Source organism: Paenibacillus mucilaginosus 3016 (assembly GCF_000250655.1).
Lineage (GTDB): Bacteria > Bacillota > Bacilli > Paenibacillales > NBRC-103111 > Paenibacillus_G > Paenibacillus_G mucilaginosus.
In genome coordinates, this window is sequence record NC_016935.1 from 7832703 (window position 1) to 7858112 (window position 25410).

Annotated in this window: 20 protein-coding genes, 2 tRNA genes and 1 pseudogene; 3 read left to right on the plus strand and 20 right to left on the minus strand. The window is 59.8% G+C overall.

The window, feature by feature from the left end; all coding sequences use genetic code 11:
• Nucleotides 1-38: 38 nt before the first annotated feature.
• The 6 genes from PM3016_RS32530 to PM3016_RS32555 are packed head-to-tail and all read right to left on the minus strand — an operon-like array spanning nucleotide 39 to nucleotide 8107.
• Entirely contained in the window at nucleotides 39-1256 is a 1218-nt protein-coding gene (locus PM3016_RS32530) for an MFS transporter (RefSeq protein WP_014372312.1), read from the minus strand.
• A complete protein-coding gene (locus PM3016_RS32535) occupies nucleotides 1253-2731 on the minus strand; it encodes a lysine N(6)-hydroxylase/L-ornithine N(5)-oxygenase family protein (protein ID WP_014372313.1) in 1479 nt (492 codons plus the stop codon). The genes PM3016_RS32530 and PM3016_RS32535 overlap by 4 nt, the downstream gene beginning before the upstream one ends.
• Nucleotides 2724-3257 carry a GNAT family N-acetyltransferase gene (locus PM3016_RS32540; protein WP_457194667.1) on the minus strand — a complete coding sequence of 178 codons (534 nt, stop codon included), beginning with the start codon at nucleotides 3255-3257 and terminating at the stop codon, nucleotides 2724-2726. Before PM3016_RS32540 ends, PM3016_RS32535 begins: the two co-directional genes overlap by 8 nt.
• A gap of 34 nt (nucleotides 3258-3291) precedes the next feature.
• Nucleotides 3292-5157 (minus strand): IucA/IucC family protein, encoded by a 1866-nt coding sequence (locus PM3016_RS32545; RefSeq protein ID WP_014372315.1) that lies wholly within the window; start codon nucleotides 5155-5157, stop codon nucleotides 3292-3294.
• A complete protein-coding gene (locus PM3016_RS32550) occupies nucleotides 5157-6746 on the minus strand; it encodes a pyridoxal phosphate-dependent decarboxylase family protein (protein WP_014372316.1) in 1590 nt (529 codons plus the stop codon). The genes PM3016_RS32545 and PM3016_RS32550 overlap by 1 nt, the downstream gene beginning before the upstream one ends.
• Nucleotides 6743-8107 (minus strand): aspartate aminotransferase family protein, encoded by a 1365-nt coding sequence (locus PM3016_RS32555; protein ID WP_013920714.1) that lies wholly within the window; start codon nucleotides 8105-8107, stop codon nucleotides 6743-6745. Before PM3016_RS32555 ends, PM3016_RS32550 begins: the two co-directional genes overlap by 4 nt.
• A gap of 1169 nt (nucleotides 8108-9276) precedes the next feature.
• On the opposite strand from PM3016_RS32555, the gene PM3016_RS32565 reads away from it, so the two are divergent.
• The 3 genes from PM3016_RS32565 to PM3016_RS32575 all read left to right on the plus strand — a co-directional run bounded on the left by PM3016_RS32565 (nucleotide 9277) and on the right by PM3016_RS32575 (nucleotide 12944).
• Complete coding sequence (locus PM3016_RS32565) at nucleotides 9277-10275, plus strand: ABC transporter substrate-binding protein (RefSeq protein ID WP_014372318.1); 999 nt, start codon at nucleotides 9277-9279, stop codon at nucleotides 10273-10275.
• A 217-nt stretch (nucleotides 10276-10492) separates the two neighbouring features.
• Nucleotides 10493-11275 (plus strand): ABC transporter ATP-binding protein, encoded by a 783-nt coding sequence (locus tag PM3016_RS32570; protein WP_014372319.1) that lies wholly within the window; start codon nucleotides 10493-10495, stop codon nucleotides 11273-11275.
• A gap of 4 nt (nucleotides 11276-11279) precedes the next feature.
• Complete coding sequence (locus tag PM3016_RS32575) at nucleotides 11280-12944, plus strand: hypothetical protein (protein WP_014372320.1); 1665 nt, start codon at nucleotides 11280-11282, stop codon at nucleotides 12942-12944.
• A gap of 76 nt (nucleotides 12945-13020) precedes the next feature.
• Here the strand turns inward: PM3016_RS32575 and PM3016_RS32580 are convergent, their stop codons facing one another.
• The 14 genes and pseudogenes from PM3016_RS32580 to xylA all read right to left on the minus strand — a co-directional run bounded on the left by PM3016_RS32580 (nucleotide 13021) and on the right by xylA (nucleotide 25361).
• Nucleotides 13021-13749 (minus strand): GntR family transcriptional regulator, encoded by a 729-nt coding sequence (locus tag PM3016_RS32580; protein WP_014372321.1) that lies wholly within the window; start codon nucleotides 13747-13749, stop codon nucleotides 13021-13023.
• A gap of 65 nt (nucleotides 13750-13814) precedes the next feature.
• Entirely contained in the window at nucleotides 13815-14597 is a 783-nt protein-coding gene (gene frlD, locus PM3016_RS32585; RefSeq protein ID WP_013920719.1) for a fructoselysine 6-kinase, read from the minus strand.
• Between the two features lie 71 nt (nucleotides 14598-14668).
• On the minus strand, nucleotides 14669-15682 hold the full coding sequence (locus tag PM3016_RS32590; RefSeq protein WP_014372322.1) for an SIS domain-containing protein: 1014 nt from the start codon (nucleotides 15680-15682) through the stop codon (nucleotides 14669-14671).
• Nucleotides 15683-15806: 124 nt separating this feature from the next.
• A pseudogene (locus PM3016_RS32595) lies at nucleotides 15807-17181 on the minus strand (amino acid permease).
• Nucleotides 17182-17194: 13 nt separating this feature from the next.
• Nucleotides 17195-18025 (minus strand): sugar phosphate isomerase/epimerase family protein, encoded by an 831-nt coding sequence (locus tag PM3016_RS32600; protein WP_014372323.1) that lies wholly within the window; start codon nucleotides 18023-18025, stop codon nucleotides 17195-17197.
• Between the two features lie 428 nt (nucleotides 18026-18453).
• Nucleotides 18454-18927, minus strand: coding sequence for a DIP1984 family protein (locus PM3016_RS32605; protein WP_014372324.1), 474 nt, complete (start codon nucleotides 18925-18927; stop codon nucleotides 18454-18456).
• Nucleotides 18928-18998: 71 nt separating this feature from the next.
• Entirely contained in the window at nucleotides 18999-20417 is a 1419-nt protein-coding gene (locus PM3016_RS32610; protein ID WP_014372325.1) for an RtcB family protein, read from the minus strand.
• Nucleotides 20418-20474: 57 nt separating this feature from the next.
• Nucleotides 20475-21059 (minus strand): ribonuclease H-like YkuK family protein, encoded by a 585-nt coding sequence (locus PM3016_RS32615; protein ID WP_014372326.1) that lies wholly within the window; start codon nucleotides 21057-21059, stop codon nucleotides 20475-20477.
• Nucleotides 21060-21116: 57 nt separating this feature from the next.
• Nucleotides 21117-21190: transfer RNA gene (locus PM3016_RS32620), tRNA-His, on the minus strand.
• 230 nt (nucleotides 21191-21420) lie between these two features.
• A tRNA-His gene (locus tag PM3016_RS32625) sits at nucleotides 21421-21494 on the minus strand.
• A 404-nt stretch (nucleotides 21495-21898) separates the two neighbouring features.
• The gene (locus PM3016_RS32630) at nucleotides 21899-22099 is read right to left on the minus strand and encodes a hypothetical protein (RefSeq protein ID WP_014372327.1); all 201 of its coding nucleotides are present in this window, start codon (nucleotides 22097-22099) and stop codon (nucleotides 21899-21901) included.
• 609 nt (nucleotides 22100-22708) lie between these two features.
• Nucleotides 22709-22882: a hypothetical protein gene (locus tag PM3016_RS38990; protein ID WP_014372328.1), complete on the minus strand. Its 174-nt coding sequence runs from the start codon at nucleotides 22880-22882 to the stop codon at nucleotides 22709-22711.
• A gap of 105 nt (nucleotides 22883-22987) precedes the next feature.
• Complete coding sequence (locus tag PM3016_RS32635) at nucleotides 22988-23737, minus strand: NAD-dependent protein deacylase (protein ID WP_013920728.1); 750 nt, start codon at nucleotides 23735-23737, stop codon at nucleotides 22988-22990.
• A 310-nt stretch (nucleotides 23738-24047) separates the two neighbouring features.
• The gene (gene xylA, locus PM3016_RS32640; RefSeq protein WP_013920729.1) at nucleotides 24048-25361 is read right to left on the minus strand and encodes a xylose isomerase; all 1314 of its coding nucleotides are present in this window, start codon (nucleotides 25359-25361) and stop codon (nucleotides 24048-24050) included.
• Between the last annotated feature and the right edge of the window lie 49 nt (nucleotides 25362-25410).

Genomic DNA, 25410 nt, shown 5'->3' on the forward strand with positions numbered 1-25410 from the left:
GTATAAAATGACCCGCGGCCTGCCGGGCAGGCCCGGGATTAAGATCGGTTCAGTGCCGCCGCCCGCCCTCTCAGAAGGAAAACGAACAGCGCCAGGTTCAAGATGCAGATCGCCGCGCTGCTGACGAACGGAACGGCAAGTCCCGCACCGGCCACCAGGGCGGATGCCAGCAGCGGCGAGGCCAGCTCGCCCATGTTCTGGCAGGAGACCATCACGCTGTAATGGAACGACAGGTGCGGTCCGCTGCTGTGCTGGAACAGAAGCACGTCGAGCGACGCCATCGTGATGGCGAGGAACAGGCCGTACATCAGGCGCCCGAGCACGAGCAGGGCCAGAGAGTCCGCCTCACCCTGCAGGTACAGGCCTCCGGCCATCACCGCCACGCCGAGCACATAGACGTTCGTCAGCTTCTCCGGCACGCAGAGCCGCTTGATCAGCGGCATCGCCGCCACGGCCATCGCATTCGGGATCAGGAAGAGCAGGCTGAGCGCGCCCGCCCCGAGCCCGAACGTCTCCTGGGAATACTGGGTGAAGAAGGGCCGGATCAGGTTGTTCGCCACCGTCAGCGTGAAGAAGACACTGCCGAGCACGATGAGAAAACCGCTCCACCGGCGCAGCCCGCCGGATGGCTTCTCCCCTTCGGGCTGCTCCTCCTTCTCCCGGCTGCCGAAGCCCCGCAGCGCCCAGACGCACAATCCGAGCTGGACGACGTCCACCGCTGCCGCCAGGTAGAACAGGCTCAGCGGATTCTCCATCGTCATCATGCGCGCTCCGGCAAGCGTCGACAGGATGATCGCCAGGTGGTAGACCGCATGGAACTTGCTTGCGGTCGCCGCATTGCTTCCGTTACCCGAGAGCGAAACCATCAGCGGGTAGATCAGCATGTAGCTGCTTTTGAACAGGAGCAGGAGCACGGTGAAGGCAAGGAAGGCCCCCGCCGTATCGGCCGTGGCCATCATCGCGGTGAACACCGCCGTCCCCGCCTGGCCGAAGAACAGCAGCCGCTTCGGGTCAAACCGCCGTGAGAGCAGCCCCCACAGCGGGGAGCAGAGCACCACGGTCAGCCGGCAGATGAAGATGTACCAGCCTGTGTAGGCAAAGTCGTCAATGCCGAACACCTTGCGGAAAAACTGCGGATAGAACGGCGACAGGAGCACCTCGGTGAACAAGCCGAGGAACACGCAGCCGAGCAGGGCATACTGCGCCCGCGCCACACGCGCTTCGGAAGGCTGCGTGTTCAGGACCGGAGCCGTCATGAGGCCCCGGATCCTCCGGCTGCTCCCGCGAGCACCGCAGCCGCCCCGTTTTCTCTGCCGCTGCTCTCAGCCTCTTGTCCTGCAGCGCCTGCCTTTTCGGCTCCCGTGACAGCGTCCGTGCTTACGCCGAACTGCTGGAACACAGTGCGCTCCTGCAGGCGGTACACTTCCCGGCCGGCCAGCGCATTCACGATCGCACTGCTGCGGTAGGCACCAAGTCCGAGGTCCGGCGCGCCGATGCCGTGGGTATGAAGCTCGCCGTTCTGCACGTAAATACGGCCGCCCAGCTCCTCCTTCAGCGACAGGCGGTAGTCCGCCTCCACTTTGTAGCGTCCCTCTTCGTCCCAGGCGATGAGATCACTGAGGGACTTCAGGAAGCGGGGAACCGGATGCGCATAGCCTGTCGCGAGCACGACCATGTCGCTCTCATGGCTGAAGACCGTGTCCTGCTCGCGGTGGCGGCAGGCCAGCCGGTAACCGCCGCCCGAAATTTCCATCGCTTCGACCTCGGTGTTCGCCAGCAGCCGCACATCGGGCTGCGCACCGCCTACGCTTGCATCGTAGAGCGTATCGTAGATGTCCGCGATCGCCTTCGCCGAGATGCCCTTGTAGAGCAGCGACTGGCGCGAACGGATTTCGTCCCGCTTGGCCTGAGGCAGTCCGTAGAAGTAACGGGTGTAGTCCGGGGAAAAATGCTCCAGCCCCAGCTTCGAATACTCCATCGGGAAGAAGCCGGCGGAACGGGTGAACCAGTCGAGCCGGTAACCGCAGGCTTCCTGCTCCTTGAGCAGCTCAAGGAACACCTCGGCCGCACTCTGGCCCGAGCCGATGACCGTCACCGAGCGGGCTTCCCGCAGGCGGTGGCGGCGGCTCAGGAAATCCGCCGAATGGAACACGTTCTCGCCGAGCATCGGACGCAGGGCGGCAGGCACCGAAGGCACGCTGCCCACACCAAGCACAAGATGACGGGTGAATACCGTCTTCGCAGCTCCCGCCTTCCCGTCGAATACTTCGACCTCGAACAGGCTCTCCGCCGCTTCCCCGCCTGCAGGCACCACCCGCCGCACATCCGTCACCTCGAAGCCGAACCGGCAGGACGGCAGACGTTCCGACGCCCAGCGGCAGTAATGGTCGTATTCCCGGCGCGGGATATGAAACTTCTCGAGGAAGTAGAAGTGGTACAGCCTTCCCTGCTCATGCAGGTAGTTCAGGAAGGAGAGCGGATGCGTCGGGTCGGCCATCGTCACCAGATCCGCGAAGAACGGGACCTGCAGCGTCGTGCCGTCGATCAGCATGCCCGAATGCCAGCCGAACTGCGCCTTGCGTTCGAAGAACACCGCCTCGATCTCCGGTGCCTTCTGCAGCAGGGCGGCGAGGCCCAGATTGAACGGCCCGATGCCTACGCCGACGACATCGTGCACCGGCTGCCCCCTGTATGTTTTGCCATGCTGTGCGGTTTCCCCTGTGTTACTCATGTTCCCAGCTCCGATCGAAGCGGCTCCGTTCGCAGAACATCAGGGCCCCCGTCTTGTCCGGCAGGTCCACATGCTTCTGGAACACGAATCCGCATTGTTCAAACACATGAATCATCTTGCTGTTGCGCGCATCCGGCTCGGCGATGATTTTGTCCGTCTCGCCCCGCTGGAATTGAAACGCGGTCATCGCCTGCAGCAGCGGCAGCGCATAGCCCTTGCCGAGGTACTCCGGAGGCCCGATCAGCAGGTGAATCCCCTGGTCCCCGGGCAGGGCGTCGTAGTACTTCCCGATAATGTCCCGGTCGCACCAGTAGGCTTCCCAATAGCTCATCGGCACCCCGTCCAGCTCTCCGATGTAGAGAGTCTGGTGGGTATCCGCGAGGAACGCCTCGAGATGGGCGCGGTACGCTTCGCGGGAGATGTTCAGATTCCAGAACGGAATCACGTGGGTCTGATGCTGCCAATCGAAAAGCCGTTCAAAGTCCTCCTCGAGCGTTACCGGGCGAAACGAAATCCGCCGGCCGATCCCCGGATGGAAGATCTCATAGACTGCGGCCGAATCAGCCGTGTACGAGCTGCTGCTCTGCGGTGCCTTGGCGGTCAAGCTCGCCGACCTCCTTCACGAGCGGGTTGTCGATCTCCACATAGACCGACTGCGTGTCGAGCGAGCCGACGAGTTCGTCCATATTGAACAGACGCGTGAGCAGGTTGGCCTTGCACGGCAGCTTCTCGTTATGCAGCAGGGTATGGAGGAACACGGACGGTTCGCGGTTCATCGGCACGAAGGAGGCCAGCGCTTCGCGGAGCTCGGCGAGCAGTACGCGTTCATCGGCCAGCCCGGCCGTGCCGAACCCGTTAATGAGACCGAACATGTGGTTGAAAATGAGATAATACCGGAACCGCTCGTCCGCGACTTCGTCGCTGCAGACCGTCTGGCTCTTCGCCCCGATGCCCGGCAGCTCCCGCTCCAGCAGCTCCTTGGTCGAGGAACAGAAGTAATACCCCTGGTTATCCCGGTAGTAGAACTTGTGCGGGTAGCCTCCCTGAAGCACCACGACACTGTTCTGCTGGTGCGCTTCGAGCGCGATGCCGTGGGTCATGTACAGCCAGACCATCGGCTTCAGCGACATGCCGAGGTACAGGCGGAACCAGTCCCGGCTGACCTCCTCGGTCGTCCGGCCTTCCTTCGCCGCCAGCTCACGGATCACGTTCGAGAGGCGGGAGGTCTTGCCCGGCAGCGGATCCTGCACGAGACCGGCCACCAGCGTCGCCCCCTGCGCCGCTTCCCCGCGGAACGGGTTGTCGCGCAGCACGAGCTCGAAGCCGGACTCTTCCTGGCCTTCCATGCGCAGGGTAAGGTAGGCCGGATCGCCTACGATATCGAACGGCGGGTATTCCTCGCGCACCCGTCCGACACTGGTGCCCATCAACCGCTGCACTTCCACGCCGCGCTCCAGTTCCTTGAACAGGTTGACGCGAAGCGAGTTCGTGACCTTCACCGGAATCGAGAACTTCAGCATGAAACGGGAGTCCGGACGGTACACCGTGCGCAGCGAAGACGTCGCATAGTACTCGCTGCCGATCTCCCCGAGATCCTTCAGCAGCCCGGCGGCGATCCAGGCACGCACGCCCGGGCGGCGAAGCAGCTCCTGCGCCTGCAGCGGATGCACCGGAATCAGCACATGTTCTCCGCCTGCAATCTGCTCCTCGAGCCAAGTCCCGTCCACCAGCGGATCGCTGCGGAGCTCCTCCAGCAGCAGCTCTTCAGCCGAGCTTTCCAGCACGGAATCCTGGGCCACAATGCTGCGGTGGGCGCGGAAGTAATGCAGCGGGAACGATCCCTGCAGCTCCGGCGAATACCGGGCCTGCTCTCCGTCCGGCACGCCCTGGCGGCTCTTCGGCGTCGGGTGGATCAGATGCCCGAACAGGAGCGACTGCTCTGCGTCCAGGAACGTAAAGTCAGTGCCGTACAGGGCCTCCGCGTCGTCCTTGCGGCCCTCTACGAATTCCTGGATGAGACGCGTGCTCTGAATGACCCGCAGCACGAGCTCATCGGGTTCGGATACTTTGCCCTGCGTCAGGCCCAGTTCTTTGATCAGCAGCACGGTGACCGTCAGGTAATCGCCCTGAATCCACTGGGCTTCGGTGCCCGTGCGGTAGTACACCGGAAACTGGAACAGATGACGCCCCGTCGGGGAAGTATAGCGTACGCCGCAGCGCAGCGTGATGCCCTGCCGGCTGAGCGGAATGCTGAGATAGAGGCCTGTCGGGCTCGCCATCTCCTCCGCTCCTTCGGTCCGCAGTGCGATCGCTTCCGCCGTCTCCCAGACGCCGGATTCCGTTTCGCGCAGATAGCAGTTAAGCAGGCTCTGCAGTGCCATGTGGTCTGCCGTCGTTTGGATATCAGCCTTGTATGCCTCGTTCATCAGATGGCCCTCGCTTTCTTTTTGGCTCCGTTGGATGTGTCGATCGTCAAGCTCTCCGTGCCCTTCTTGGCCGCTTGGCTTCGGGCGGCTGTGCGGCCCAGCATGCCGCCGATCCGCTTCACTTCCTGGAGAATGCCTGCCGTATGCTCGGCGGTCGTTCTCGGGTTGAGCAGCGTAAACTTCAGGCATACCCTGCCCTTCACCCGGGTACGCGCCACTACCGCCCGCCCTTCGGCCAGCAGCTGTGCGCGGATCTCCGTGTGGAGGAGGTCGGCCCGCAGGCCCGCTTCCTCTTCCGTCTCCCCCGGCACAGCCGGCGGCACGTAGCGGAACACCACGGCGTTCATCTCCGGTTCCCCGATCAGCTCGAGCTGGGGATCCTGGCGGATGAACCGGGCCGTCGCCCGGGCCGTTTCGACCGTGAAGTCGATCATCTCGCCGAAGGCCCGCCGCCCCAGATGCTGCAGGGACATGTAGAGCTTCAGCGCGTCGAAGCGCCGCGTCGTCTGCACGGACTTCGTCACGAGGTTCGGGATGCCGTGATCCTCGTCCTCTTCCGGGTTGAGATAGTCGGCGTTGAGCCGGATATAGTCAAAATACCGCCGCTCCTTCAGCAGGAACGCCCCGCAGGAGATCGGCTGGTAGAACATTTTGTGAAAATCGACCGTGATCGAATCCGCAAGCTCGAGCCCGCGCAGCCGCACGGCATACGTATCGCTGAGCACGAGCGCACCGCCGTACGCGGCGTCAGCATGCAGCCACAGCCCGTAGGTCCGGGCCAGGCCCGCCAGCTCGCGCAGCGGGTCGATGCTGCCGAAGTCGGTCGTGCCCGCCGTCGCGACGAGCGCGAACGGCAGCAGCCCTTCGGCCGTCAGCGACGCCAGGATCTCGGCGGCCGCATCGGCGCGCATCCGGTGCCGGCTGTCGACCGGCACGGTCACGACCGTCTGCTCGCCGAGGCCCAGCAGGGCGGCGGACTGCTTCACCGTGAAGTGCGCCGCCTCCGAGCACAGAATGCGCATGCGGGAGGCCTCCGGAGGAAGCCCCTTCCGCTGGATGTCCCAGCCCCACTGCCGCTTCGCGAAGTGGTTGCGGGCCAGGAGCAGCCCCATGAAGTTGGACTGCGTACCGCCGCTGGTGAAGACCCCATCGCTGCCCGGGTCATAGCCGAAGATCCCGCACAGCCAGGCGGTGATCCGCTCCTCGAGCAGCGTGCCCGACATGCTCTGGTCCCAGGAGTCCATCGACTGGTTCGTGCCTGAGACCAAGGCCTCTGCGGCCAGGGACACCGAAAGCGGCGGGCAGTGCAGGTGTGCGATGCAGGCCGGGTCGGTGACCACAGCCGAGTGACGCACTACCGTAGTGCCGATGCGCTCGATCAGAGCGTCGATCGGCGCCCCGTCCTCCGGACACACCGGAACCTCGCGGTACACGCGCAGCAGGCTCTGCGGGTCCGCCCCGCTGTACGGGCCGGGTGCCGAGGCAAAGTCGCGGATGAGCACATCCATCGCGCGGTTCATCGCCTGGCGGTATTCCTCTTGGCTGTCTTCGCTTCCGTGAAGAAACAGCCTGTCATATGGCGAGCTCATCCGCAGACCTCCTGCAGTACCCCGCACTGGGCTTCCGCTGCGGCAACCGCCTCCAGGAAGATTCCCGTGATCGCTTCGATCTGCTCTTCCGTGATGATCAGCGGAGGCAGGAACCGCACCACGCTGCCGTGGCGCCCGCCGAGCTCCAGGATCAGGCCCCGGTCGAAGCACTGGCGCTGGATCGTCTTCGCCAGCTCCGGATACGCCGGATAGCTGCCGAGCGCATCCGCTCCGGCCGCCTTGTTCACGATCTCGGCGCCGACCATCAGCCCCCTGCCTCTTACTTCACCGATGCAGCCGGTCTTCTGCTGCACCTCGCACAGGGCGCCGAGGAGCTTCCCGCCCATCTTGGCGGCATGCTCGACCACACCCTCTTCGCGTATGTATCTCAGCGCTGCGGCTCCAGCCGCCATCGCCATCTGGTTGCCGCGGAAGGTGCCGGCATGCGCGCCCGGCTGCCAGGTGTCCAGCGACTCGTCGTAGACCACCACCGACAGCGGCAGCGACCCGCCGACCGCCTTCGAGATGATGAGCACATCCGGCACGATGCCGGCATGCTCGAAAGCCCACATGCGGCCGGTCCGGCCGACACCCGCCTGCACTTCGTCCACGATCATCGGAATCCCCCGCTCACGGGTGATCCGGCGGATCTCCTTCAGCCAGGCTTCCGGTGCCGGGATCACGCCGCCTTCGCCCTGCACGGCTTCGAGGATGATCCCCGCCGGCGGAAGAATGCCGCTCTCCGGATCGTCGAGCAGGCGCTCGATATAGCGGGAGCTGAGACGGTGGCTGTCCTCGCCGCCTTCGCCGAACGGACAACGGTAAGCGTACGGATACGGCAGGAAGTGCACGTCCGGCATCAGCCCGGACACCTCGCGCTTCGGCCCCAGGTTCCCCGTCAGGCTGAGCGCCCCGCTCGTCATGCCGTGATAGCCGCCGTGGAACGACATCATCGTCCGGCGTCCCGTGGCCGTCTTCACGAGCTTCACGGCCGCTTCGACCGCATCCGCTCCGGATGGCCCGCAGAACTGGATCCGGGCCCGCGAAGCGAACTCCGGAGGAAGTGAGGCGAACAGCTCATCGACGAACTGCTCCTTCACCGGCGTTGTCAAATCGAGTGTATGCAGAGGCAGCCCGCTGGCCAGTACCTCCTGCATCGCTTCCACCACAACCGGGTGGTTATGTCCAAGCGCGAGCGTTCCCGCTCCCGCCAGGCAGTCATAGTAGGTCTTGCCGTCGGCGTCTTTCACCGTCATCCCGTGCGCTTCGGTCAGCGCCAAGGGAAGCTTCCTAGGGTAGGTTCTTGCGCTCGATTCCCTGCGCTGCTGCTGTTCCAGGTAATGGGCATTACCCAGGTTCATATCATGTCTCCCCTTTACCGCATGTATTGGGAAATTTTACATCCCACTCGTTCGACCAAATTGTAAATGATTATCATTCTCATTTCAAGAACTATTTTTTGCTTCACTAATGCATTTTTGAGAAGGGTCCAAAAGCCCGCAACCCGCGCCACTTCGTCGTTTACAGCATACAGGGCGGCTTTCTGTCTGCATGCGGGTCGCCCCCATATTCACACCCATTGCATGTTCCCACGCATCCCGGCTTGCCTTAAGATTCTTCTCTCTTGGCCCATTCTTACGCGGCTTTGCCGTGAATGAAGCTATATTGCTTGCGGAGCGCCTGCACCGCAGATTGCCTTTTACTTCCGGCAGGCCCAGCCGGACTCCAGCCGCTTCTTGCGAAGAGAGCATGCCCCGTTTTCACCCTGCATTCTCATTCTCATTCTCATTCCCATTCTCATTCTCATTCTCATTCCCATTCGCTTCCCTCCTGCCCCCCACTCCGTGTTCATCTCCGCATTCTCACTCCACCATCCTTCTCGCCCTCTCCTGCCGCTCTTCGATCCCGCATTCTCACTCCTCCCACATCCCCCGCTTTTCATTCCACTTCGTACCCTGCTTTCTCACTCCTTCCCTGCTCCCGGTATTCTCAAACCGCGCTCATACCCGCATTCCCACCATGCCTCCTCACTCGTCGTCCCATCCCACGCACTTTCCACTCCATCCCGAACCCTGCTTTACAGCCCCTTCCCCGCAATCACAATCACCCCCATTCTCACATTCTCACTTCGTCCTCGTTCCCCGCATGGCCACTCCATCTTGATCCCTGCTTTCACAACTCATCATTCCCCGTATTCTCACTCCCACCGCACCCTATACAACCAATCCTCCTCCGCATCGCATTCTCACTCCCTCCGCGCCCTATACAACTAATCCTCCTCCGCATCGCATTCTCACCGCATCCTCACTCCCTCCCCCTCCTGTAACTCCTTCTCTTCCAGCCTCCTCATCACCCAGCCTCTCATCCCGTGTGCCGTCAGGCCTTCTACCCTGCTCCACCCAATGTCAACACCCTTTACAAAAAAATGGGTTGACAAAACTTGGGCAGTCCTCTTTAATATTAACGAGAATGATTATCATTCCGAACAGGTCTAGATCAGCATCCAACAGATTCGGGGAGGAACCAATTCATGTTTTTCCGTAAGAGCAAACCCATTGCGGCCGCACTCTGCCTGACGCTGGCCCTCATCACCGCAGGCTGCGGGGGAAATACCGCTGCAACGACAGGCACCACCGAGAAGGGCGATACAAAGACAGCCCCGGCGGCGGCTCCTGCTGCAGACGCAGTACGCAAGGTCAAGCATGCCATGGAAGAAACCGAGCTTAAGGGCAATCCGCAGCGCGTTGTCGTGCTGACGAACGAGAGCACCGAAGCCGTACTCGAACTGGGCGTGAAGCCGATCGGAGCCGTAAAGTCCGGTCTCGGCGATACCTGGTTCCCGCATATCAAAGACACCATGCAGGGCGTTCAGGAGCTCGGCGACGAAACCCAGCCGAACCTGGAGCTGATTGCCGGCCTGAAGCCTGATCTCATCATCGGCAACAAAGTGCGCCACGAGAAAATCTACGCGCAGCTGAAAGCCATCGCACCGACGGTTCTGTCCACCGAGCTCTCCGGCAAGTGGAAGCAGAACTTCACGCTCTATGCCGAGGCGCTGAACAAGAAAGCCGAAGGCGAGAAAGCCATGGCCGCTTATGACAAGCATGTAGCCGATGTCAAAGCGAAGCTCGGTGCCAAGACGTCTTCCAAAGTCTCCATCGTCCGCTTCCTTCCAGGGGCTACCCGCATCTACCAGAAGGACACCTTCGCAGGCATCATTCTGAAGGACCTCGGCTTCTCCCGTCCGGCAGCACAGGATAAGGATGCCTTCATGGAAGTCATCACGAAGGAACGCATGGCCGATATGGACGGCGATGTCATGTTCTACTTCAACGCTGACTACGATGACAAAAAGGGCGGCACGAAGCAGGCCGAAGAATGGCTGAACGACCCGCTCTTCAAGAACCTGAGCGTAGCCAAGAACAACAAGTACTTCAAGGTGGACGAAATCATCTGGAACCTCTCCGGCAATATCAAGGCGGCGAACCTGCTGCTCGACGATATCTCCAAGCACGCGGATAAGTTCTAAAGTCTATTATTTATTAATGAAGTAAATAGGTAGAAACACGCTTCATTTCTCATGACCGTCCGGGCTCCGGGCGGTTTTTATTTTGCGGGGAACGCCCTTCCGCCCCTCCTTCCTCTCGATCTCCATGACCTACGCAATGACGTCTTTTTCCCACACTTAAGGTTCTTGTGGTAAAATATGTATATCATTACACTTCTATCGTAAGGGAGGACACGGCATGACCACGGAGCCTGTAATCCTCATAGAGAACCTGCAGATGAGTTACGGCAGTCATCAAGTCCTCAAGGGAATCTCCCTCAAGGTCCGGCAAGGGGAGGTGATCGGATATATCGGGCCGAACGGGGCAGGCAAAAGCACGACGGTCAAAATCCTGCTTGGCCTGACGGAAGGATATTCGGGCAGCGTCAAGGTACTCGGTACCGACATTGCAGGCGGCGGCGTGGACTACAAGCGCCGGATCGGGTATGTCCCCGAGCTTGCGGATCTCTATGACTCCCTGACGGCCAGGGAATACCTGACCTTCATCGCCGAGCTCTACGGCATAGAGCCCGAGCGGGCCGACCGCAAAGCGCAGCGGCTGATGGAACTGCTGGGCGTGAGGGAAGTCTATGACAGCCGGATCGCCTCCTATTCCAAGGGAATGAAGCAGAAGGTGCTGCTGATCTCCTCCCTCCTGCATAACCCCGACATCCTGTTCCTCGACGAGCCGCTGAGCGGTCTCGATGCCAACAGCGTCATGGTGGTCAAGGAGCTGCTCGCCCAGCTGGCGCTGCAGGGTAAAACGGTCTTTTACTCCTCCCATATCATGGATGTCGTAGAGAAGGTGAGCTCCCGCATCGTCCTGCTGTATGACGGGCGGATTGCGGCGGACGGTTCATTCGAGGAGCTGCGGGCTATGGGAAAGGACACCTCGCTCGAAGGGATTTTCAACGAATTGACTGGCTACCACGACCACAAGGAGACCGCCGAGACGATTGCCCAAGCGGTACGGGAGGAATGAGCCGATGAACGACTTCCTGACCTTACGCCTGCTGGACCGGCTTCAAGGTCTCTTCAGACGGCTGGGGGTGGATTACCCCCTGATGCGGCTGATCCTGAGAACCAAGCTGACCATGGACCGCAGGCGGGTTCCGGTGATCCTGTCGGGCACCGCCAAGAAAGGCTCGGATGAGCCGGGGAATGCCGGGGAAAGCAATCACTTTCTGAAAGGGCTCGGGATGTATGCCTTCATGGGCATCGTCATGGCTCCCTTCCTGTTCATAGGGGGCAGCTGGATGTTCCAGATGAGCATTGTGTTCTCCCTGTTCATGTTCCTGCTCAGCTCCTCCTTCATCTCGGACTTCTCTTCCGTGCTCCTGGACACCCGTGACAAAACCATCCTGTACACCCGCCCCGTCAACCGGCGGACGCTGCAGATGACCCGGACCGTGCATGTGCTGGTCTATATGACACAGATGACACTCGCGATCGCCGCGGCACCGCTCCTGGTTTCCGTCTTCCGGCACGGGCCGCTCTTCACGCTCCTCTTCCTGGTCGAGCTGGCGCTGATGGATCTGCTGATCCTCGTCCTGACCGCTCTGCTGTACCTCCTGATCCTGAAGCGGTTCGACGGGGAACGGCTCAAGGACCTGATCAACATGGTCCAAATCGCCCTTTCGGTCTCCATCATGATCGGGTACCAGCTCGTGAGCAGGGCCTTTCAACTCATCGGCCTGGAAACCACCTTCACGCCGTCCTGGTGGAATTTGCTGCTGCCCCCGCTGTGGTTCGGGGCTCCGTTCGGTTGGCTGCTGCAGGGAGACCGGCACCCTTACCTGGCTGTCCTCTCTGCCATGGCGCTGCTGATTCCGGTACTCGCGCTCCTGATCTATGTACGCGCGATGCCTTCGTTCGAGCGCCATCTGGTGAAGCTGACGTCGCACGACGCACCGGCCCGCCGCGGACGGAAGAGCGGCGGACGGCTCTCCGCCCTGCTCTGCCGTTCGCCCGAGGAGCGGGCCTTCTTCCGCTTCGCTTACCGCATGATGGGCAGCGAACGGGAGTTCAAGCTGAAGGTCTATCCTTCCCTCGGCTTCTCTCTGGTCTTCCCGTTCGTCTTCCCGCTCCAGACAGCGATGCTCAAGGGGTGGAGCGATATGGCTGCAGGGTCCGCCTATTACGCCATCTATCTCTGTGCAATGCTGGTTCCCACGCTCATCCTCATGCTGGGCTATTCCGGCTCCTACAAAGGGGCCTGGATCTATGGCGCGGCTCCGCTGCGGGATACGGGAGCCATCTACAGGGGAACGCTCAAGGCAGCCCTAACCAGGCTCCTGCTGCCGATATTCCTGCTGGACAGCCTGCTCTTCATGGCCCTCTACGGCCTTCGGATTGCGCCCGACCTGGCTGCGGTCCTGCTTGGCCTCTGCCTGTTCTCGGTCCTCAGCTTCCGTATTCTGGGCTTCAGCCTGCCGTTCTCCCGGCCTTTCAACGAAGCTCAAAGTGAAGGATGGAGAGCGCTTCCTCTGCTGCTGCTTCTGGCCGTCTTCCCAGGGCTCCACCTGTTGTCGAAGCTGATCGGCGGCGGACTATACCTGTACATCGCGATCCTATTCGTCGGCAACTACCTTGCGTGGAGCACGCTTGGGCGGAAGACACCTGCAGAAGTCCAATCCACGCTGACACGGTAAGAGGTCCTCTGCTTTATTGCAGTGAGATCACCCCGCCCCGACAACAATAAATAGGGCCATGCCTATTGGCATGACCCTATTTGGCCCGGTGAACCGTCAGATTCACCTTATTGGTCTCACACATATATGTGGACAGATGTACCGGCTCATCGTCCGCGTCGAAGGCGACCTTGACGATCCGGAAGAGGTTGGCTCCCACATCGCATTCCAGCAGCCGGGCGTAGTCCTTCGTGGCACCGATGACCCCGATGATCTTGTCGTTGCTGACAATCTCCGTATGGTACTCCTCCGCGAGGATTTTGTAGGTGGAATCGTTCATCGCGATCTTCTTCTCCAGATCCGGAAAGCGGATCAGCGAGTAGTGGGCGATATCATAGAAGAGCGGACGGTCGTTGACATACATGAGCCGCTCCAGCTCCAGCACCGGGCTTCCGGGTTCAATCTTGAGATGCCCGGCGGCCTCTTCCCCGGCCGGAATGACTTCGCTGCGCAGAATGCGGGAATTGGGGATCATGCCGAGCTGATAGCTGAACTCCGAGAAACCGCTCACAGACAGCAGCTCATTGTGGAACTTGTTGGAGGTGACGAAGGTGCCCCTGCGGGGAATCCGGGTCAGCGTGCCTTCCTTCACGAGCTCCTCTATCGCTTTGCGTATCGTGATCCGGCTTACATTGTAGGTGTCGCAAAGCTCCGCCTCGGTAGGAATCTGCTCATCCGGTTTATATTTGCCGTGCTGGATATCTTTCTTCAACATCTGCCGGATCTGCATGTACAGCGGCTGGGGGGTCGAAGGATTCAAGCCCATTGCATCCTCATCCTCATCCATCAATGATTGTATAGTATGTATTATACATTGATGGCCTGCTCCAGTCACCATGCGCCCCAATATCCGATCGTCTTCGCCGCCGCCCGGGTCCCTGCTTCCATGCATTCCTGTACCGGAAGCCCCCGCAGCAGCGCGTGCAGAAAGCCCGCGATGTACGAATCGCCCGCTCCCATCGTATCCACCACGTTCACCTGCTCCACACCGCACCGGTAGAACCGGCTGCCGTCATAGGCGAGAGAGCCGTTCTCACCCAGGGTGGCCACCGCGATCTTCGGCCCGCGTCCCTGGACTTCCTTCAGCCACTGCCGGATATACCCGTCGTCCTGCGTATAGGAGAAGAACGGATAATCCACATGGGGCGGCAGGCTCGCTGCCAGCTCGTGATTCAACCGGTCGGCAAAGTCGAACGAGGTCTGAAGGCCCTTCTCTTTAAAAAGAGGGAAGTATTCCTCCGCATGCCCCCAGATCCCCGAGTGCACGAGCTCATACGACTGAATAAACTGCAGATCCTCGGCCGTTAAACGGAGCTGGGCGTTGACTCCTTCATCGTAATCCCCGAGCTTCCTCTCGCTTCCGTCCATCTCTACGCAGGTAACAGCCGTTCGTCCCTCCGCTCTGGTGATTCGTGAGGTATCGACCCCCTTGGCCCGTATGGCCTCGATCATCATCTTCCCGTAGGCGTCGGTTCCGACCCAGCCTACATAAGCCGACTCGGCGCCGAGGCCGCTCAGATAAACCGCCACATTCACCGGATTGCCTCCCGGGTATGCCTTCCCGCCCGCCCCGTAGACATCCATGCAGTTGTCTCCGACCGTTACGATTCTCATCTTGTCTCCCGCCTTCCCCGGTCCGGAGGGGGGAGAACCGCCGGACGGCGGTCCTCCCTGCCCCCGGTCTCTTAATATTCCATCTGCCGGTAGTACCTTCTAAGGGTTAACGGATGGTTTCTCTCCCGCTCCAGGTAGACGCTGATGCGGCTGAGAACGGCCCAGTTGATGCTCACGGCAAAATGCTTCCGGAACTCCCCGCTGATTCCCTCCATTGCGAAGTCCCGGGTATCGATGACGGTGAGCTCTCTCGTAATCTTCTCGCAGAAGCGTTCGACCCGGTCGGTGAGCGGTCTCGTCTCGTCCTCGCCCTTGAGCAGAATCACGCTCGTATCTTCGAGAACCAGTTCCAGCGTGCCGTGGAAGAATTCCGCCGCATGAATCGACTTCGCATGAATCCACTGCATCTCCTCGAGAATACACATGGCGTAAGAATACGTGTTGCCCCACAGGTTGCCGGAGCCCACCATCATATGATAGGCCGTATCTTTGTGCCGGACCGCGAAGGCTTCCGCCCTGCTGTCGAAGACCTTGACCGCCTGGAGAATCGCCCGCGGAAGCAGGGCCACCTCCTTCGTGAACTGCTCATACTGCGGAAACTCCCCGCGGTTATGCATGAAACGGAAGACGACCATGTACAGCAGCATGAAGAACGTATCGAAGGAATGCTTCTCCGAGCCCGTCGTGATGCAGTGGTCGACAATCCGGGTCAGCGGGGTTCCCGGTTCGGCAACCAGTGCGATCGTGGTCGCTCCTCCGGCCTTGCAGTATTCCGCCGCAGCCACAGTTTCCTGGGTCGTGCCGGATACCGAGGTGAAGATACAGACCGAATCCTTGGTGAAGTGCTTGTGGTTCATGGCCATGAATTCCGCCGCAATCACCGCATGCACATCTATGGTGGAGTTGGACTTGAGGATATACTCGTAAGGGTACATCATAGCGATCGTGCCGCCGGCGCCGATCAGGAACAGATTGCTGAAGCCCCTTTGGCAGATGCCGTCCACGATCTCTTCGATCTGACCCCTGAAGGCTAGACCTTCCTCCTCGACCAGCTTCAAGAATAACGTTTCATCGAATTTTAACATCGGGTAAGCCCCTCCCCGGGCGGAGCGGTGTGCACTCCACTCTTTATATTTGTTATGTCTTGTATTGTATTCAATTGATACAAAATATGCAACCCATTTCGGATCCCTTGGGTAACCAGCCAGGTCAGCTCATAGGCGGCCCTTCATGGGAGTCGGGCGTAAGGATGGGACTGCCGGCCGAACGTACATGGCCGTGCTTCTTTTCCCAATAGTAGTATACCGGCAAGCCTGTAGCGATCACGATGAGCGCAGCCACCATCCCCTGCACCGGTGCCCAGGTGAATGTCCCCCATGCCAGCCAGGCCGCCCCCAGAATGGCCAGGACGGTCGTCACCCTCCATGCCGGCATCCGATAGACCGGCTGGTAATCCTCCCGCTTCCTGCACTTATACACTGCCGCAAAGTCCATGATATTAATGACGAGCTGAATGAGGGTAAAATAGCCGAGCAGCTCCGTCAGATTGCTGAAGAACACAAGGAAGCAGGCCAGCGTCACCTGGGCAAGAATCGAGAAGCTGGGGGTTTCATACTTCGGATGCACCTTCGCGAAGCGCCGAAAGAACAAGCCGTCCTTGGCCATGGCATACTCGAGGCGGGGCTGAAACATAATGCAGGAGCTCAGGGAACCGAGAATCACGATGATCGCCGTCACGGCAACGAACGGGGAGGCTGCCCCCGACAGCCCCGGAATATGCTTCACCGCATCGGAGAGGGCTGCACTCGAGCCCATCAGTTCGCCGAACGGCATCAGCCCTGTGACACACACCGCAAGCAGGGTGTAGAGAGCGAGTACGATCAGCACCGAGCTGATCAAGGCACGCGGAAGAACCTTCCCGGGATTCTTGAACTCTCCGGCCATGAAGCAGATCGCCGCCATCCCCGTATAGGCCCAGGTCGTTGCCGACACGCCGCCGATCAAGCTGCCCGGCTGCGCTTCCGGGGCCGGCGTATAAGCGAAGTATTCCGGGTTCATATACATCAGCCCCAGAACGATAACGATCAGGAAGGGGATGATCTTGAAGGCGGTGATCACCACTTGAAAGCGGCCCCCTTCCTTCACGCTCCGGTAATGAAGGGAAGTAATCGCCAGGATCAGCGCAACGCCCAGCAGTTTGCCGGCTATGCCGGAGAAGAACGGAAAGAAGCTCGCCGCATAGGAGACAATCGCCAAGGCCATGATCGATATCGACGGAGGGTCCAGCGCCCAAAAGGTCGCCCAGCCGTACAGGAAGGCCATGGGCCTCCAGCCCGCTTTATTCAGATACACGTAACCGCTTCCATTTTGCGGGTAAGCCGTGGACGAGTTCGGCAAGCACCATCACTCGCGGAATCGCGATGAGTCCGCGCATGATCCAGGCCAGAATCGAAATCGAAGGGGTTCCCGCCGCCCTCGCCACATCCCCCGTGGAGACGAAGATCCCCGAGCCGATCGTCGTTCCCACCGCGATCGCCAAGGCGGACCAGAAGCCCAATTTTCTCGTGAGCGTACCGCTGCCCATAGAGAATTCCTCCCTATCCAGATGATAAAACACCGAGTTCCTGAAGTTTGCCGATGGACTGCTTCATCGTGTCTTTCGGATTCCGATAGTATGCGTACCCCATGATTTCCAATGTGCAGGCTCCCTCGTAACCGCACTGCTGAAGGCCGGCCAGATACTGCCTCCAATTCAGCACCCCGTCATCCAGGGCCAGATGGGCATCGGACTGCCCGTCTCCGTCGATCAGGTGAACGTGGGAGACTCCTCCCGGCAGCGCCCAATAATCCTCCGGATGTTCTCCCGCCAGCTGCATGGCGACCGTATCGATCATTCCCTTCAGCGCCGGGGATCCCACCTCTTCGAGCATCCGTTTGACTCCGCCGGCATCGGTAATGAGATTCGACTCGAACCGGGTCAGCGGTTCCAGGGCCAGGGTTATGCCTTTCCGTTCCGCCGCTTCGCAGAGCCGGAAGAGCGAATCGGCGGCATACTTCCAAGACTCCTCCAGGGAAACCGAGAAGTCCCCTATCCCTGAGGTGAGCAGCATGGTGCCTGCCTCCAGCTCCGCAGCCGCATACAGATTATCCTTGAAATACTCGATGCTCTTCTGCCGCCAATCCGAATCGGAAGCCGCGAGATTAAAGGGATATACGCACTGTTCCGGCGTATAGCATACAATCTTCAGGTTCCGTGCAGCCACCTGCTGCCGGATGCTTCGAATCGTGCCGAGCGCATTCCGGTACACATACAGGTGGGGTTCGCCTGCCCACAGCTCGATATGGCCGATCCCCAGCTCGTTCATGGCGTCCAAAAAATACGTGAGAGGAAAGTGCCGGAACGTAATATTCATCCCTGCGGCCTTCATTGATTGTCTCACCTCCTTAATGAAAACGCTTTTATTTGTTATGTCTTGTATTATAATCAAGAGTTACAAAAAATTCAATCCATATTTTTCTTAATGGACACAACCATCACTATTGGCGCATAACAAAAGGGAGAGGCCAGCGGCCCCTCCCTCTTTCTTACTCCCACCCGCCCCGCCGTCCGGCAGCAGACCGGCATGTGGTCGTTACATTGACAATGACGCGTACGCTTGTACCTGGTTATGGGCTAAGTCATGACTGCAGGAATCGAACCTGCCAGGGCATGGCCCCTCGTCCCTACCCAGGTTCCAACTTTCCCAGTTGGAGGGCTGTGCCCGCTTCCGGCTGCCGGACGGCTCCCACCGGCTGGCTGCGCCATGTTATTTCAAGGCAGGCGCCGCCATCCGGCCGCTTGTGTGTGCTGCTTCAGCTACCCGTCGATCGAAACCGGCAACAGATCCGTCTGCCAATTCAGCTCCTGGATCTTCATGTCGAGCTCCCGGTACGCCTTGGCGTAGCCGTCAACCTGCTTCTGCAGCTCGGCGACGCCGACGGTCGGCACGAACTTCACCTCAGATTTGCTGTAACGGTCCTGCTTGATCGCCGCCGCCTCAATGACGCTCTGCACGATGGTGCGGCGCATCGCCAGGATGTCCCGCTCGGCCAGGACGGCCGCGAGGGAGGCATCCGAGCGGAACGCGGTTTCCGAGTTGGTCCGGTTGATGCCGATGATCAGCGACTCCAGCCGGTCCAGCGTCTCCGACAGCTCCCGGAACAGGTCCTCCGGCTTCTCGCCGGGAAGCTCCCCCTCCTGCACCTTGGCGCTGCGGACCAGCCGCACCTTGAGCTGTTCGATCCGCTTCAGGCAGTCCGCCCGAAGCATCAGTGCTTCTGCCAATTTCATAGGTATCACTCCTCTCTTCAATAGAACATGATTGAACATTCAGCCGTTCTTGGGCTGCTCTCTTCCGCGTCTTACAACCCTTTGATAGCCGCCATCGGCCTGCACTTGGCTACGACATCCGCGAGACCTGCGCCGACGACGCTGTCGATGATCTGATCGACATCCTTGTAAGCCTGCGGGCACTCGTCGAGAATCGCCGCCAGCGACCGGTGGTTGACCAGGATTTCGTCCTCCGTGCCGACCTTCAGCGACTGCTCGAACTGGTCCACCGTCACCGCCTGCTTCGTCGCCCGGCGGGAACGCAGCCGGCCTGCGCCGTGGCAGATCGAGTAGAAGTTTTTGATCCCCTCGTCCCGGCCCACCATGATGTACGATGAGGTCCCCATGGAACCCGGAATCAGCGCTGGGTGGCCGGTCGCCATGTAAGCCGGCGTGTTCATATAATGCTTCGGCGGCAGAGCCCGTGTCGCTCCTTTGCGGTGTACGAGCATGCCTTGGTTCCGGTGAAACTCCTTCAGCGCATAGTTATGCATAAGATCATACAGCACGGGCAGCTCCATCTGCGGACCGAACACCTCGCGGAACGCCTCCTGCACGCCGAACGCGATCATGTGCCGGTTGCTTACCGCAAAGTTCAGCGCCGAGTTCATGAGGTTCAGGTACGTCCGCCCTTCCGTACTGCCGATCGGCGCATAGATCACGTTCGGGTCCGGGTTCGTTACGCCCCAGGACTGCATCGCCCCCCGGATGACCTGCGTATATTCGCGTCCGAGCATCGCTCCCCAGGCCCGTGAGCCGGAGTGGATCATGACGACGACCTGGCCGTCGAACAATCCCCAGGCGGCCGCCGTATCCTTGTGCTCCTCCGCGATCTCCAGGTACTGGATCTCGCAGAAGTGGTTGCCGCTGCCCAGGGTGCCGAGCTGCCCGTGCGCATTCTTGCGGATATTGGGAGGCAGGTACTCGAGCGCCGCCGGGTCAAAAGCGAACGAGGCCTGCTCCACATGCGTCAGCCACCGCTCTCCCGGTACATAGCGTTCCGGCAGCCCTTGCAGGCCGTGCTGGACGACTTCCATCACATCGATATCTTCGTAGTTGGAATTCTTTCGTTCATTCGTCGGCACATACTTCTCGATGGCCCGGATCAGAGCCCGGCGGACGCCTTTGTCCTGGATGTCGCGCTTATGCAGCGGGGTCGTATGCACCCGCATGCCGCAGCCGATATCCACGCCGACGATGGAGGGAGAGACGAAGCCGTCCTTCAGTCCCCACACCGCCGTGGTGCCGATACAGGTTCCAATCCCGATATGGGCGTCCGGCGTGTAGCTCATATAGACGCTGCGCGGGATGCGCAGGTTGTTGTCCGCCATCTCATAGACGCGGTCCTCGAAGGTGCCGAACACCTCGTCATTGGCAAAAACGTGCAGGCTGCCATGCTCCAGCCCGATCTCATGATGATTGCTGCCGTGCAGCTTGTGAATCCTGTTCACTGTTGATTCGCTCCTTCATTTCATGCTGTCCTCCAGCGGGTTTGGGGTGCTGACCGGTCAACCGAGAGCTGACCGTGCGGGTGATTTGGTATATCGGTTCGCATACGCGGATGCTCCGTACGATTCAGGCTTGACGCGAACGGCGTACGTCCCCATCGCCCTGACCCGCTCCACCATCTCCTGGAGATAGAGGGAGGTCTTGTTCTTCGACGGATGCGTTCCCGCATCGATATCGATAAAAGTGCGCAGCGCGGCCCCTTGATACACATAGGGCAGCAGCAGATCCTCCAAGGTCTCTATCGCCTGAAGCTCCTCCAGGCACCAGGCCGCCTCCTGGGACAGCGAGGTCTCCAGGCTCAGCTTCTCCTTCACCGAGGTCAGCTCCCTTGGGAGCACCACCGTCCGGCAGCAGGCCCAGGCTCCCCGCCCCAGGCGGTGGAGTATGATTCCGGTCACGAGCTTCGTGTGGCCGCGGTGCACCTGGCTGTCGCTGCCGATCACCAGATCGTACGCAGCACGCGGGTCCTGCATCGCGAACCTCTGTATGCGGTCCAGCACATCGGCAGGGGTGAGCCTTTGCTCCGTCAGATTGTGGAAGCGCAGCTCAGGGGTCATGGGCATGTAAGTCGTTCTTGTTCTCATCGGGTTCACCTGTACACTCGTACATGTCATCCTTTCGCGTTAGTCTTTTCTTTGGTTTGGGGAGAACAGCGGGACTCGAACCCGCACCTGCCGATCCACAATCGGCCGCGCTGCCTTTGCGCTATGTTCTCCATAGTGACGCATAAGAAACTGCCAGCGACGCTCTATTCATTTGAAAGTGACCTTTGTGCGCAGCTCAACGGAACGAGAAGGAATAGAACGGAGCGTCGTACCTCTTGCCTAATGCGCCTAAATGCAACTTGATTGCTTGAGTTGGACGGGCAGGAACGGGAGTGACCCGTTACCGTCTGCCGGCCGCCGATAATACAGCGGCTTCTGTGACTTGCTGCCCATGATGATATGGGGAGAACAGCGGGACTCGAACCCGCACCTGCCGATCCACAGTCGGCTGCGCTGCCTTTGCGCTATGTTCTCCATGGTGACGCTTGAGAAGCTGCCAGCGACGCTCTATTCATTTGAAAGTGACCTTTGTGCGCAGCACAACGGAACTGTATTCCGCCCTTCCCCTGCCAGCGAGGATCTATTCATTTGGCAGTGACCTTTGTGCGCAGCACAACAGAACGAGAAGGAATAAGTCGAGCGTACGCACGGGCCTTTCGCACTTCCCTGCCAGCGAGGATCTATCCATTTGGTAGTGACCTTTGTGCGCAGCACAACGGAACGCAAATGGATAGATCCGAGCGCCCAAGCACACCAAAAAGACTGCCTTCCACGTGACTCCCCGCCTTGGATTGACTCCAAGTTACTGAGAAGCCGCGGTGATCCGGCAGCCTGCATCCTGGTACGCCTAAGGTAACCCGCCGTGCTCTGCGGGTAGGTCAGGTCTGCTCCTCCTCCCTCAGGAGAGGAGCGGCCAAGGTGCTGCTGCCGTTCTGGTTCTCATGAACGGCCTGTTCGTCTGCACCAAGCGTGCAGGCGGACTCCGGCCGAAGAACCGTAAATTTCTGCTGTTGAGACAGCTGTGCCCCCAACAGATCCAAGCTAATCTGTTCGCTAATGTTATGCATAATGCGTTCCATGATGTCCTCTCCTTTCCTTGGAATGAAGGGCTTCTGCCCTGTACGGTTCTTTCTGCGTTGCCTTTTAGTGCCAATAAAAAAGACTGCGCCGCTCCTTTTTCTCCCCCCTCGGGCAAAAGAAAAAGGCTGCGGTCCGCAGCCTCACACATACCGGTTATGCTTACACGGGCCCCCTATCAACTGGACGGCGTGACGGTATATGGATGCTGCGTGGAGGACGAAGGTCGAAGCTCTCCTCATGGGATGTTCCCTGAATGTGCTTGGACGGATTTTGTGATTCAAGCCCTTGGTACGTTCTCATGAGTCTTCCTCCTCCTTGGTTTAGAGTTTAGGCATTCTCTGCCGAATGATGCTTCTGTATATCATGGGATTCAGCGGCCATACCGCTTTCTCGCCAGCCTACTCGTTTGCTTGCCTGCTAACTTGCTGCTCATCGTAGCATGGGTCCAAGAAAGATGTCAACCATATTTTTATAAATTTAGTTTTTTTTACTAATTGATGGACCCTACAGGTACAAAAAAAAACGGCTGCCCCAGCACTCCCCCTGGTCCAAACGAAACCGGAGAAAGATTGCCGATCAGCAGCCGTTTACGGAGTAAATCTCACAGGTTAGTTACCCAGTGTCGGGTTAACCCGGAGACCCCTGTTCGGCGGCCGATGGACAAGAATGGGATGGGATTCCACGTCAAAGCAGCGGTGCTGGGATTCCAGACTCCGCTCGTACGATGGTGCTCCATTCTCCGGTTTCAACGCTGTCATCGTCAGTCCCATCCATGCCTTCATCGTGCCGCACTCCTTTCCGTTTTCCTGTATTGTCCAGGGTTTTGTTGTTCCCAAGCTTAAAGGGTCTCCCCAGCTCTTGTCAAGAGGGACCTTCATATTCTTATATCAGACTTCCGGCCCGGCGTCCCCCGCCATCGTGCTGAGCACCTTCCCGATGCTGTCCTGAACGAGGTAATTGGCCGAGCTGTCGTAAGGGGTGGCCGACTTGTTGATGAGCACCAGCTTGCTCCCCGAGTAGTAGCGGATCAGTCCCGCCGCCGGGTACACGCGCAGCGACGTACCGGCCACGATCAGCATGTCCGCCGCCTCGATCGCTTCCACCGCCGCCGATAGGATCTCCTCGTCGAGCCCTTCCTGGTACAGGACGACATCCGGTTTGATAATCCCGCCGCAGGCATCGCAGTGCGGAACCGGTTCTTCCGCCTGCAGCACCGCCTCCAGAGGAAAGAATTTGCGGCAGTCCATGCAGTAGTTGCGGTGGACGGACCCGTGCAGCTCCAGCACCCGCTCGCTGCCGGCCTTCTGATGCAGCCCGTCAATGTTCTGCGTGATCACGGCCTTCAGCCGGCCTTCCTTTTCCAGCAGAGCGAGCGCCTGATGAGCCGCATTGGGCTCTGCCTGGGCGTGGATCATATGGGTCCGGTAGAAGCGGTAGAACTCCTCCGGTTCGGACAGGAAGAAGTCTCTGCTCAGCATCTCCTCCGGCGCATGCCGGCTGCCCCGCTGGGTTTCGAACAGCCCCTGAGCCGACCGGAAATCGGGAATTCCGCTCTCCGTGGACGTCCCCGCCCCTCCGAAAAAAACAATATTGGAACTCAACTCCACCAGCTTCCGAAGCTCCTGAAAGTCCTCCAATGTGCTCTCCCCTCCCTGCTCGCCGTTTCGTTATTACTCTCCGCTATGCTTCGTGTAAAGCCCGCTTTTCGGAAACGAAACACATTACAGCCATAAGAATGACTGTATCTATTATACCAGAAGCTTCCACCTGCCGCTCAGGGACAGGCGTACGGTACGCAAGCCGACAAGCCCAGCCCACCCGCATAAAAAGCCCGCCCCCGGCCGCTCTCACCGGAGAACGGGCACAAGGACGGGCAGGTTACGTCATGATTCCGGATGCTATGGATCTGCAGCGGTTAGGGACAGCCTCTTGGGCCGTACTAGCCGATTATACGCTGAAGATCACTTCGTTCAGCGTAGCGCGGATGCGCTCCAGGCGGCCGGACTCGTTGCGGATCGGATTGTTCTGCAGCGCGTACTGCTCGAGGGAAGCCAGCGTTGCTTTGCCGGATACGATCTCGGCACCGATCCCTTCGTTGAAGCTGCGGTAGCGGTTGTCGATGATGTCGTCGAGAATGCGCTCTTCGATCAGCTTCGCTGCAGCCTTCAGGCCGCGGGCATAGGAGTCCATGCCGGCGATGTGCGCGTAGAACAGATCCTCGTCTTCGAAAGAGCCGCGGCGTACTTTGGCGTCGAAGTTCACGCCGCCCTTGCCGAGGCCGCCGTTCTTCAGCACTTCATACAGCGTCAGAGTAGCCGAGTACAGGTCGGTCGGGAACTCGTCGGTATCCCAGCCGAGCAGCATGTCGCCCTGGTTCGCGTCGAGGGAACCGAGCATGCCGTTGATGCGCGCCACATGCAGCTCGTGCTCGAACGTGTGGCCGGCCAGCGTGGCATGGTTGGCTTCGAGGTTCAGCTTAAAGTGCTCCTTCAGGCCGTAGTTCTGCAGGAACGCGATCGTCGTTGCCGCATCGAAGTCGTACTGGTGCTTCGTCGGCTCCTTCGGTTTCGGCTCGATGAGGAACTGGGCGCCGAAGCCGATTTCCTTCGCGTAGTCTACAGCCATATGAAGCAGGCGCGCCAGGTTATCCAGCTCAAGCTTCATATTCGTGTTAAGCAGCGTCTCGTAGCCTTCCCGGCCGCCCCAGAACACATAGTTCTCCGCGCCGAGCTCGAGCCCCACTTCGAGGCCCTTCTTCACTTGGGCTGCCGCATATGCGAACACGTCCGCATTGTTCGTCGTGCCTGCACCGTGGACAAACCGCGGGTTCGAGAACATGTTCGCGGTGTTCCAGAGCAGTTTTTTGCCGCTGGACTGCATGTATTCCTTGGTCATCGCCACGATGACGTCGAGGTTCTTGTTCGTCTCCTGCAGCGTCTCGCCTTCCGGAGCGATGTCGCGGTCATGGAAGCAGAAGTACGGAACGCCGATCTTATCCAGGAACTCGAAGTTCGCTTCTACGCGCTTCTTCGCCTGATCGAGACCGCTGTAGCTGTCCCAGGCGCGGACCATTGTGCCCACACCGAACGGGTCGGTGCCGTTCGCGGTATAAGTATGCCAGTAAGCGACTGCAAAGCGCAGATGCTCTTCCATCGTTTTGCCGAGCACCACTTCCTGCGGGTTGTAGTGCTTGAATGCAAACGGGTTATCGGAATTGCGGCCTTCATAGGCAATCTTCGGTACGTTCTTGAAAATACTCACGGGTAAGTCCTCCTCGGATAATGGTGGATTCACTCCGCTTCCTCCTTCA